This is a genomic window from Acetobacter senegalensis (assembly GCF_001580995.1).
GTDB lineage: Bacteria > Pseudomonadota > Alphaproteobacteria > Acetobacterales > Acetobacteraceae > Acetobacter > Acetobacter senegalensis.
In genome coordinates this window covers 87,027-98,475 of sequence record NZ_LHZU01000140.1, presented here as the reverse complement: position 1 = coordinate 98,475, position 11,449 = coordinate 87,027, and the positions used below count along the sequence as shown (strand labels likewise).

General features: G+C 57.6%; 7 protein-coding genes and 1 pseudogene. 4 read left to right on the top strand and 4 right to left on the bottom strand.

The window, feature by feature from the left end; genetic code table 11:
• The 4 genes and pseudogenes from AD948_RS18215 to hrcA form a co-directional block, all read right to left on the bottom strand.
• A pseudogene (locus AD948_RS18215) lies at positions 1 to 213 on the bottom strand (energy transducer TonB); the annotation flags it as partial.
• A 475-nt stretch (positions 214 to 688) separates the two neighbouring features.
• Positions 689 to 1,820 (bottom strand): peptide chain release factor 2 gene (gene prfB, locus AD948_RS12855; RefSeq protein WP_097802352.1). Its coding sequence is split into 2 segments (ribosomal slippage): positions 689 to 1,750 and positions 1,752 to 1,820, totalling 1,131 coding nucleotides; the frame shifts between segments, so codons are not numbered across the junction.
• Positions 1,821 to 1,896: 76 nt separating this feature from the next.
• The gene (locus tag AD948_RS12850; protein WP_061472269.1) at positions 1,897 to 4,683 is read right to left on the bottom strand and encodes a penicillin-binding protein 1A; all 2,787 of its coding nucleotides are present in this window, start codon (positions 4,681 to 4,683) and stop codon (positions 1,897 to 1,899) included.
• Between the two features lie 154 nt (positions 4,684 to 4,837).
• Positions 4,838 to 5,911 (bottom strand): heat-inducible transcriptional repressor HrcA, encoded by a 1,074-nt coding sequence (gene hrcA, locus AD948_RS12845; protein ID WP_006559767.1) that lies wholly within the window; start codon positions 5,909 to 5,911, stop codon positions 4,838 to 4,840.
• 271 nt (positions 5,912 to 6,182) lie between these two features.
• On the opposite strand from hrcA, the gene rph reads away from it, so the two are divergent.
• From rph to acs, 4 genes are all read left to right on the top strand, one after another.
• Entirely contained in the window at positions 6,183 to 6,911 is a 729-nt protein-coding gene (gene rph / locus AD948_RS12840) for a ribonuclease PH (RefSeq protein ID WP_061472268.1), read from the top strand.
• A gap of 4 nt (positions 6,912 to 6,915) precedes the next feature.
• Positions 6,916 to 7,515: an RdgB/HAM1 family non-canonical purine NTP pyrophosphatase gene (gene rdgB / locus AD948_RS12835; protein ID WP_006559765.1), complete on the top strand. Its 600-nt coding sequence runs from the start codon at positions 6,916 to 6,918 to the stop codon at positions 7,513 to 7,515.
• 96 nt (positions 7,516 to 7,611) lie between these two features.
• Positions 7,612 to 8,841 (top strand): S-methyl-5-thioribose kinase, encoded by a 1,230-nt coding sequence (gene mtnK / locus AD948_RS12830; RefSeq protein WP_061472279.1) that lies wholly within the window; start codon positions 7,612 to 7,614, stop codon positions 8,839 to 8,841.
• 627 nt (positions 8,842 to 9,468) lie between these two features.
• On the top strand, positions 9,469 to 11,430 hold the full coding sequence (gene acs / locus AD948_RS12825; protein ID WP_061472267.1) for an acetate--CoA ligase: 1,962 nt from the start codon (positions 9,469 to 9,471) through the stop codon (positions 11,428 to 11,430).
• Positions 11,431 to 11,449: the final 19 nt, after the last annotated feature.

The following is an 11,449-nucleotide window of genomic DNA, read 5'->3' as shown; positions in this document are numbered from 1 at the left end:
GGGGGGCGGTGGTGGTGGTGGTGGTAGAATTCTGGTCTTGATCGGTGGTTTGGGCACCGGGACGCTGGTGGACGTTCCCATACCCAGCACTAGGCCCATAACCGCCAATACATGCAGCAGAATGACTACCAGCAGAGCAACAACACCGACAACAGCTCCTGTCCCGACGACGTAATGCATCGGTCTCCGTTGCTGTTGCGTGCGGTCCTTCATATTTCTACATCCTCCTTCTTCCACGCCAGCCATAAAACGCCGGTCTGCATCCACCCCCGATACTCGGGCCCTGAAAGTGGCGGTTACAAACCAACATTTCGTGCCTCAGCACTGGATAGACTGACAGAGCTGCATAGCTGCCATCTTCCTGATCCTGATTGGGCAATTTGAGAACAGTTCTGTCAAGAATGTTCTTGATCGAAAATAATGCTGCCCCACACAAAGCGTTCTGCCTAAAATTTGAGCACGCAACTGCACCCCGCAGAAAAACGCCATATTTCAGCCAAAAATCACTAAATGCTGTCTGGTTATGCTTCTTTTCATTTCATTGTCATTTTGAAAAAAAATAGCGTCTAAACGCGCAGCATGAAGAAAGAGTTTCGGTCTGCCACGAAATATAAAACGGATTATAAAAAAGCGGGCCTGCCAGAGGCAGCCCGCTTTGTAACAAAACCTTCTTATTTTGAACGCAGCCTTACTGGGCGGAGGCACTGGCCTCAGAGCGGGTAGCCCCCACACGCGCGGCCAAGGCCGCCGCCATGAAGTCATCCAGCGCGCCATCCAGCACCGCATCCGGATTCCCGGTTTCCACGCCTGTACGCAGATCCTTGACCATCTGATAAGGTGCTAGAACGTAGGACCGAATCTGATGCCCCCAGCCAATATCGGTCTTGGCAGCTTCCGTGGCAGCCGCAGCGGCTTCACGCTTCTGAAGTTCGGCTTCATACAGGCGCGCACGCAGCATCTGCATGGCCGTGGCACGGTTCCGATGCTGTGAACGGTCTGTCTGACAGGCCACCACAATCCCAGTGGGAATATGGGTGATACGGATGGCAGAATCCGTTTTGTTAACGTGCTGCCCGCCCGCACCGGATGCCCGGAACGTATCCACCTTCAGGTCAGAATCATTGACTTCAATCTCGATCGAATCATCAATAACCGGATAGACCCAGACGGAGGCAAAGGACGTCTGCCGTCGGGCTGCCGCATCAAACGGAGAAATCCGCACAAGCCGATGCACGCCAGCTTCCGTTTTCAGCCAACCATAGGCATTGGGGCCGGAGACCAGAATGGTGGCCGATTTCAGCCCCGCCTGTTCCCCTTCCGAGCTTTCCATCAGCGTGACCTTGTAGCCATGCGCTTCTGCCCAGCGGGTGTACATGCGCAGCATCATTTCCGCCCAGTCCTGCGCCTCGGTGCCGCCAGCACCAGCATTGACTTCCAGATAGCAGTCATTGCTGTCGGCCTCGCCAGAAAGCAGGCTTTCCGTCTCACGCCGCTTGGCTTCTTCCGCCAGTTGCTTCAGGGTTGAAATGGCTTCCTGAACCACTTCGGCGTCCCCTTCAGCCTCGGCCAGTTCAACAAGCTCACAAGTGTCCTGCACGCTGTTTTCAAGCGCCAGAACCCCCTCTACCTGTCCAGCCAGCAGCGTGCGTTCACGCATCAGCTTCTGGGCGGCTTCCGGGTCATTCCATAAATCAGGATCTTCTGCCTGGTTGTTCAGCTCGGCCAGTCTGGCCTGTGCGACATCCCAGTTAAAGATGCCTCCTCAGCAGCGCCACTGACTGCTTGATCTGGTCATTAAGGGCTTCCGTCTCGGCAGACATCAGGCCGTTTCTCCATCACTTCTAGGACTTGCTTGAATTGCAGAGAGACTGTTCAGACAGTCTCTTGTAAGCGGCCTCAATAAAGGCCGCCCATGCCAATGTCACCCCCGGAAGGCTCCTGCGCAGGGCGTGGTGTGCCGGGTGCTGGCGTAGCGCTATTGCCCGCAGCAGTCCCACCCGCACCGGGCTGCCCGCCACCGGCGGCCATATCGCTTTCCGAATCGGGCATGTTTTCAGCGCCAGTATCGGCTGCCGTCAGTTCCTGAGACGCGCCATTATCAGCCAGACTGACGCTTACACCCGGAATCTGATCTGGCTTGAACGCATCAATCGCAACGCCACGGCCCGTATCATACCGCACCAGCGTAACACCCTCCGGCACGGGGAAATCAAGCTTGGGGTACCCCTCAAAGGCGGTCTTCATGATCTTGTTCCAGATAGGACCAGCAATGGCCCCCCCGGTCTCGTTCTTGCCCAGAGATTGAGGCGAATCGAACCCGATCCACACGACCGTCACCAGATCGGGTGAGTAACCGGCAAACCACGCATCATTGAAATTCTGGCTGGTGCCGGTTTTGCCCGCTACAGGCCGATCAATCCCTTTGCCAGCCTGCACCCCGGTGCCGCGACGGATGACATCCTGCAACATGGTGGTGATCTGGAATGTGCTTTGTTCTGACGCCACTCTCGGCCGATCATCCTTGACGGCAGGCTGATCATCCACACCGGGCAGATCTGCGCTGTTCTGCACGGCAGCAGACGGTGCCGGGGTGGTTACTGGCGCGGGCGCGGGTGCTGGCGGCTGCGGCTGCGGCTGCGCGGCATCCGGCTTGCCATCAGGGAAGATGGCGTCTGGTTCATTCTCATGACCCGCAGCCTGTTGCTCTGCGGCAGTCTGAGCAGCGACAGAAACCAGAGAAAGCCCTTCCGGCCGCCAGATCACCTTACCCTGCCGGTCCTGCACATCATCTATCAGGGTCGGGGTTACTTTCCGGCCCCCGGCAGCCAACGTGGCGTAGGCTCCCGCTTCTTTCAGCACCGTGGTTTCCACGGCCCCCAGAGCCGCAGGCAGCACGTGCGGCATGGAATCCACAAGCCCGATTCGCGTTGCCAGATCAGCCACATTCTTGATGCCGATATGCGCAGCCAACCGAATGGTCACGAGGTTGCGGGATTCCCGCAACGCATCATGCAGAGACGTTGGCCCCCAGAAATCCTTTTCATAATTGTTGGGGTGCCATGCCCCGTAAGAAACCGGAGAATCGTCAAAGGCCTGAGAGGGAGAAATGCCCTGCTCCATGGCTTGTAGATACACAAACGGCTTGAAGGATGAACCCGGCTGACGCAACGCCTGCGTTGCACGGTCAAACTGTGATGTCTGGAAAGACCAGCCCCCCACCAGCGCCATCACGCGCCCGGTATGCACATTGAGGGTCACCACAGCGCCTTCCACATGCGGCACCTGCATCAGCGCCACACGCTCCCCTTGGGCCTGAGGTTCAATCATCACCACATCGCCCGCTCTCAACAGGCGGAACCGGCGCGTCCATGCCAGATCACGTTCCAGCACCTGCGCGGTTTGTGGTGTTCCGCCCTGCGTGGCAGCACCCCGCCGCATGATGCCCCCTTCAAGCCAGCCCACCCGGCCGCGAGAAGGGTCAAGCACCACAGCCAACCGCCATTGATCCAGCATTCCCAGCGGCACTGGCACGGCCTGAAGGGCCGCCACCCAGTCCTCCTGAGAAGAAGAGGACGTGACCTCTGCCAGATGCTTGATAGGGCCACGCCAGCCACCATGTGCCCGGTCATACGCCATCAGGCCCTGCCGCAGAGTGGTCTGTGCCGTAAGCTGCAATGCGGGGTCCAGACTGGTGTGCACTTCCAGCCCGCCCTGTAGCGTCGTGTCCTGCCCGTACCGTTCCAGCAGTTCGCGCCGCACTTCCTCAGCAAACCATTCAGACCCGGGAGCCGGACCGGGGCGCACAAAGGCGTGCGGGATCAGAGGCTCGGCTTCTGCTGACCGGGCAGCCTCATGCGTAATGGCGCCTGTTTCGGCCATCCGCTCCAGCACCCAGTTCCGTCGCCCACGCGCGGCATCCGGAAACCGGATCGGGTTGTAATTGGTCGGAGATTTGGGCAACGCGCCAAGGAAAGCCGCCTCGGCATCATCAAGCTGATCAAGCGGCTTGTTGAAATATGTCTGCGCGGCGGCGGCAATGCCATAGGCGCCGCTGCCCATGTAAATTTCGTTCAGATAGATTTCGAGAATCTTCTCCTTGGGCAGCACCTGCTCAATACGCATGGCCAGAAACGCTTCCTTGGCCTTGCGCTTCATGGAGACAGCATTACTGCCCAGCAGCATGACGCGCGCCACCTGCTGCGTGATGGTGGACGCACCAATAGGCCTGCGCCCCTTGCCGCGAGTAAGATCGGTCAGACCTGCGCGTATAATGGCGACCGGGTCCACCCCCTTATGGGTCCAGAATTTCTGGTCTTCCGCTGCAATAAAGGCGTTTTTCACCCGGTCTGGAATAGCGCTGTACGGCACAAACACCCGGCGTTCATCTGCCAGCTCGGCAATCACCTTGTCATCTGATGCATAAAGGCGGCTCATTACAGGCGGCTGGTAGGTCCGTAACCCTTCCACCGTCGGCAGGTCTGCCACAATACCTTCATACTGGTGCCAGACCAGCAGGGACGCCCCCGTTACGCCAACAAGCCCCACGGCAGCCACTGTGCCCAGAAGCCCCCGCCATTGGCGGAAACGTGGCCTGCGCAGCGTTACACCCTGCCGGGAAGAAGCGTTTTCTTCTTTCTTGTCAGAAGAAGACCCAGAGTCACCAGAAGACGGAGTTCGTGTCATGCAGGTCCTTTATCATTCCCATGCGCTGCCGTCTTCCTTCTCATGCGCCATATTGACCACATGATGGCAAAAAGACACCTCTCCCCGCCGGACCAGCCTTTTCCAACGGAGTTTGCCTTTAATGTCACTGTTCCGTTTTACCGGAACACCCCATCTAGCCCAGCATTTCACCCAGAAAACGGGCCGTATAATCCACCACCGGAATAATGCGACCGTAATTGATGCGCGTGGGGCCAATCACGCCAATGGCCCCTACAATCCGATTGGCCTCGTTCCGGGCTGGGGCCACGACCATGGACATGCCGGAGGCCCCGAACAATCCACTTTCCGCCCCGATGAAAATCCTCACCCCTGCCGAATTTTCCGCCAGTTCCAGCAGGCGCATCATGGTTTCCTGCGTTTCCAGCCGATCAAACAGGGTCTGAATGGCCAACAGGCGTTCCTGCCCATCCACATCCGCCAGCAGCTTGCCTTGACCGCGAATAATCAGGGTGCCGCCGCGTTCATCCGCGCCACCGCCCCACACAGCCAGACCACTTTCCACCACCTCGGCCGTCAACTGGTCCAGCGCGTTCTGGTTCTCCGTCATTTCAGCGCCAACCCTGTCACGCAGATCATGCAGGGTTGTGCCTAAAACACGGGCATTCAGGTAATTGGCCGCTTCCACCAGAGCCGAGGGAGGCATGCCAACCGGGGTTTCCATGACCCGATTCTCCACATGGCCATCAGTGCCGACAAGGACAACCAGCGCCCGATTGCCGCCAAGTGCGACAAACTCAATATGCTTGATGCCCCCCTCCCCCTTGGGAGCCACCACCAACCCGGCCGCATCGGACATGCCTGAGAGCAGAGCCGAAGCCTCCGTCAACGTCTCCTGCAAGGAGCGCCCCCGCGCTTCCAGAGACCGACCAATACCGGCCTGCTCCTCTTCTGAAAGGCTGCCAAATTGCAGCAGGCCATCCACAAACAGCCGCAGCCCTTTTTCCGTAGGCAGACGCCCGGCGGAGGTGTGGGGAGAAAACAGCAACCCCGCTTCCGTCAATGAGGCCATGACATTCCGAATGGTCGCCGGAGAAAGTGGCAACCCCAACCGGCGTGAGAGCGTACGGGAACCTACGGGTTCACCGCTCGCCACGTACTCTTCCACAATTTCGCGCAAAATCGCGGCGGATCTGCCATCCAGTTCCGGCGGCAGGGGCGATTTTACGGGCAGCAGACCACGCTTCATGATGACAGGCCTCCTCCTTCAAAATGATCCAGCCGGTAAATCAGGCCAAACAGACATATCCTGATCTTCTGCGCATCTGGCGTGCGTCTGACAAGAGAGCAAGTCCCGTCAACGCAAGAGTGAGCAGTCCCTGACCCTTTTCAGGCAGACATAACGCACATCTCGCAGCACCGGCGCACCTGCGTAGCCGGAGACCGTCACGCGGTTCCGCTCTGACGCAAATCCCTTTATGTGCAGGGACCCCTCGTTTTTTTGTCAGGAGCCCTTCCTCATGCGCCCTTCCGGCCGTCAGCCAGACCAGATGCGCCCCGTTACAATTGAAACCGGTTTTGCCCACCATGCGGAAGGCTCCGCCCTTATCCGCGTGGGCGGCACGGAAGTGCTCTGTACGGCCAGTGTGGAAAACCGCGTTCCAGCCTTTCTGCGCGGAAAGGGTTCAGGATGGGTGACAGCCGAATATGGCATGCTGCCCCGTGCCACCCATTCGCGCGGCCCGCGAGAGGCCGCCAAGGGCAAACAATCCGGCCGCACACAGGAAATCCAGCGGTTGATTGGCCGCTCCCTGCGTTCTGTGGTGGACCTGCCCGCGCTAGGTGAGATCAGCATCACGCTGGATTGTGACGTCCTGAATGCAGATGGTGGCACCCGTTGCGCCTCCATTACTGGTGCATGGGTGGCGCTACGGTTGGCTCTGGGTAAATTGGTGGCCGCGCATGTGCTGCGCCAGTTGCCCCTGCGCGGACAGGTTGCGGCTGTCTCCTGCGGGTTGACGGAAGCCGGCCCTGTGCTGGATCTGGACTATGCGGAAGACAGCGCCGCCGCAGCCGACACCAATTTTGTACTGACGGCAGACCGGCGCATTGTGGAAATTCAGGCCACGGCCGAAGACGCTCCCTTTATGGAAGACTCTTTCACCGCCATGTTCGGCCTCGCCCGGCAGGGTGTTTGCGTGCTGTTTGATGCCCAGACAGCCGCAGTGAACGCAGCAGAAGGCCACTGATCCCATGACAAACCCCATTTTGAAATCTGGCGACAAACTGGTTCTGGCCAGCCACAACAAAGGCAAACTGGCTGAATTTTCCTCTCTCCTCGCTGATTTCGGCATTACCGTGCTCTCTGCCGGAGATCTTGATCTTCCTGAACCGGACGAGACGGAAACCACATTTGCAGGCAACGCCGCCCTCAAGGCTGTCGCCGCAGCCAAAGCCACGGGCCTGCCCGCGCTGGCCGATGATTCCGGCCTGTGTGTTTCCGCCCTTGGGGGAGCACCCGGCATTTATTCCGCACGCTGGGCCGGGCCGGATAAAGATTTTCCCGCTGCCATGGCCCGCATTCACGAGGGAATTGGCGAAGACGAACGCGATGCGTGGTTTATCTGCGTGCTGTGCCTTGCTTTTCCGGATGGCACTACCCGTAGTTTTGAAGGGCGTATCAATGGGCAGATCACGTGGCCCCCACGGGGAGACAAAGGCCACGGATATGACCCCATTTTCACGCCGGAAGGGGAAACCCGGACCTTTGCGGAAATGGCGGACGCCGAGAAAAACGCCATCAGCCACCGTGCTCGCGCCTTTAAATCCTTCCGTGAATCGTGCCTTGATTGATACCACTATTGGAAAACAGAGTTTTTGTCTGATACGGTGCGCCAGCCGGGGAATTCCCCGGCTGTTTTTCTATCAGATGTTCAGGACAAGGACTCCATGACCACACAGAACACCGCTTACCGCACACTGGATGCTGAGGGTGTAAGATCCTATGTGGCCTCTCTTCCCGCCATTGCCGCGCGCCTTGGAAGCGCGCCGGAAACATGGACCATCCGGGAAGTGAGTGATGGCAACCTGAATTTGGTGTTTCTGGCGGAAGGCTCAAACGGAGGGGTTTGCCTGAAACAGGCGCTTCCACACGTTCGGGTTGATCCATCCTGGAAAATGCCGCTGGACCGCACTTTTTTTGAAGCCGCCTATCTGCGCAACGTGTTTCCCCACGTGCCAGACCTTACAACAGAATGCCTGCATTTTGACCCGGAACAGTTTATCCTGATTGTCAAAAGCCTTTCTGGCCATACCGTTTTACGCACAGCCCTTATGAACGGGCCGGTTAACCCGGAAATAGCTACCCGGATTGGGCGCTTTGTGGCCCACAGCACGTTTGCCACGTCCCTGCTGGCAGCCCCTTTTGAACCCGTTATGGACCGCCGCATCTGTTTTGCCCGCAACCAGACACTCACCCGTATTACGGTTGATCTGGTGCTGACAGACCCGTACCATAATCACCCCCGTAACCACTGGGCAGAACCGGGCCTGACACCTGTGGTAGACGCCATTCGTGCTGACAAGAATGTGCTGGCCCGGATCGATTCACTGCGCCTACGCTTCCTTTCCTGCCCGCAGGCTCTTCTGCATGGAGACCTCCACACGGGCTCCATCATGACCACGGAAGACGATACACGTGTCATAGACGGCGAATTTGCGATCTACGGTCCTATTGGCTTTGATGCCGGACTGTTTGTCGCAAATCTCGTGCTCAGTTTATTTGCCACGCCGGACACTGCGGCCACACACCTTCATAAACAGATGATCACCTTGTTCTGGGGCAGCTTTACAGAGCACTTCCTTCATTTGTGGAACACACAGCCTACCCCTTCCGACCCGGCGGCCCTGTATTACGCCCCCACCCAAGGCGGCATTTCAGAACGAGAAAAAACTCTTTTTCTGGAAAGTGTTTTTCAGGACATGGTTGGATATTGTGGTGCGGAAATCATCCGCCGCATTATCGGCTATGCACACGTTGCCGATTTCTCTGTTCTGCCCAATACGGAAAGCCAGGAAGCCCGCAAAAAACAGGCTCTTCTGTTCGCAAAAAAATGTCTTGATCAGAAACATCTTTTTAAAAACGTTTCTGATTTTCTTACTTCGCTTTCCGCAGACTGATCTCTGTGCTCTGAACTGCCCAGCACTGATAGGCTGGGCAGCCTTTAGCCTCCGGCTCCGGGCTGGATGTGGACCTTTCCCCTAATGCCCTCTCTTCCGGCCTCTTAGGATGACACTGCTCCCTCTGCGGCCCGCACGACCCCAAGTGGCACCTGCATCGTGTTGTAACAGCTCTTTTACCTGAAGATGCAAGACGCCTCTTGCTTTTAGCGTCATTTTTCTGTCTGCTAGCGTCACCGCAGGAAAGTGCGTTGCTGCGATACCGCAATTTTTCCCTTTCCCTGCCCCAGCTTTGCAAACATTGCAAAACCCGAAAAAATCTTCGCTTCTTTTCACTTTTATTCGGGTAGCGCTCGGCAGACCTCCTCAGGCACACTTCGGCTTATGGACATACACAGAGGCCAAAGCCATGTCGTCTCACGATCTTAAATAGTGCAGCCCTTAATCAGGGCAACGCACTGAACCGTTTGCCTGTTCTGTCAGAAGCGCTTCCCACCAGAAGCGTTTCTATAGGGCTTTTGGCCCACGGTATCTGATTACTGAACTTGCAGCAGATGCCTTGCAGAACATGACACCGTATTTCTTCTGAGACACCGACAAAAACAAAAAGACCGGGGGACAAAGAAGATGTCTGAACATACCATTATTCCCGTGCATCCTCAGTCAGCAGAATACTCCTTGCTGACACCGTCACAACTGCAGGCGATGACACGCCGTGCCGAGCGTGATCCGGATGGGTTCTGGCTGGATCAGGCGGAGCGTATCCACTGGCACAGCAACCCGACCCGCGCCTTTTGTGGCTCCTTTCAGGATGATGTTGAAATCAACTGGTATCATGATGGCACGCTGAACGCCTCCGTCTCCTGCATAGACAGCCATCTGGGGGACAGGGCAGATCAGGTTGCCCTGATCAGCCACCGCGACGGCACGGATGAAGCAGAAAAGCTGACATACCGTATGCTGCATGAGCGCGTCTGCCGTCTGGCAAATTCCTTGCAGCATCTTGGTGTTTCTCGGGGAGATCGTGTTGCCATCTCCTTGCCCATGGTATCCGAAGCCCCTATTGCCATGCTGGCATGTGCCCGTATTGGTGCTGTGCATGTGGTGCTGTTTGGCGGTCTTTCAGCAGAAGCCATTGCCGAGCGTCTGGTAGATAGTGGCGCACGCGTTGTGATTACCGCCAACGAGATTGCACGCGGTGCAAAGCGTATCCCGCTCAAGCACATTATGGATGAGGCGTTGAAAAAAGCGGGGGCAGAGAGTGCGGTTGAAACCGTTCTGGTGCTCCGCACAACAGATGCGCCCGTTGCCATGCTTCCCGAACGTGACCTTGATTTTCACGATTTTGTGGACTGGTTTGAACCAGACTGCATCCCGGAGATCATGAATGCGGAAGATCCCCTTTTCCTGCTCTACACCTCTGGCAGCACCGGCAAGCCCAAGGCCGTGGTGCACACCACGGGCGGCTACATGGTATGGGCGGCCTACACCATGGGCATGGTCTACACCCACCGCCCGAATGATGTTCTGTGGTGCACAGCGGATGTGGCATGGATTACCGGCCATACCTCGGTTGTCTATGGGCCGCTGGCCAACGGCAGCACCACCATGATGTTTGATGGCCTGCCTTCCTACCCGCAACCGGGCCGCTGGTGGGAGCTGATAGAACGCCACAAGGTGACCATGCTGTTTACCGCCCCCACCGCCATCCGCTCCCTGATGCGCGAAGGCGATGATCTGGTAAACCGGTATGACCTGAGCAGCCTGCGGCTTCTGGGCACAGCCGGAGAACCCATCAGCCCGGATGCATGGATGTGGTACCATGATATTGTCGGCAAAGGCCGTTGCCCGGTTGTGGATACATGGTGGCAGACGGAAACCGCAGGCATCATGCTTGGCCCAATTCCCGGCGCACAAAAACTGAAGCCAGGATCAGCCACCATGCCGCTTCCGGGTGTTTCCATGGTGCTGACCGACACCAAGGGAGACGTGATTGAAGGCGCAGGCGAAGGATGCCTGTGTGTCACCCGCTCCTGGCCCGGACAGGCACGCACCCTGTGGAAAGACCATGCCCGTTTCCAGCAGACCTACTTCTCTTTCAGCCCCGGTCTGTATTTCACGGGGGATGGCGCACGCCGCGATGCCGACGGGTATTACTGGATTACGGGCCGTATGGATGATGTCATCAACATTTCCGGCCATCGGATCGGCACCGCCGAAATTGAGGAAGCTGTTGGTGCAGACAGGCGCATTACAGAATGTGCAGCCGTTGGCGTGCCACATTCCGTCAAAGGACAGGCGTTGGTTGTGTTCGCCATTGCGCGGGATGAACAGACCAGCATAACGCCCGAAGATATCACCCGGCAGGTCAGTCTGGCCATCGGGCGCTACGCTGCGCCAGATGAGGTTTTCATTGTGCCAGATCTGCCCCGTACGCGCTCTGGCAAGATTGTGCGGCGTCTGCTGCGCAAGATTGCTTCCGGAGAGCTGGATACGCTGGGGGATCTGTCCATGCTGAGCGATGCAGACAGCGTGGATATGTTGATCAACACCGTGTGGAAGGAGGAACAAACCTTGAATGTTGCCTGAGTTTTCGCAAAACACATTT

Coding starts and splice junctions, on each gene's coding strand:
- acs (WP_061472267.1), top strand. CDS start 9,469: ATGTCTGAACATACCATTATTCCCGTGCATCCTCAGTCAGCAGAATAC.
- rdgB (WP_006559765.1), top strand. CDS start 6,916: ATGACAAACCCCATTTTGAAATCTGGCGACAAACTGGTTCTGGCCAGC.
- rph (WP_061472268.1), top strand. CDS start 6,183: ATGCGCCCTTCCGGCCGTCAGCCAGACCAGATGCGCCCCGTTACAATT.
- mtnK (WP_061472279.1), top strand. CDS start 7,612: ATGACCACACAGAACACCGCTTACCGCACACTGGATGCTGAGGGTGTA.
- hrcA (WP_006559767.1), bottom strand. CDS start 5,911: ATGAAGCGTGGTCTGCTGCCCGTAAAATCGCCCCTGCCGCCGGAACTG.
- AD948_RS12850 (WP_061472269.1), bottom strand. CDS start 4,683: ATGACACGAACTCCGTCTTCTGGTGACTCTGGGTCTTCTTCTGACAAG.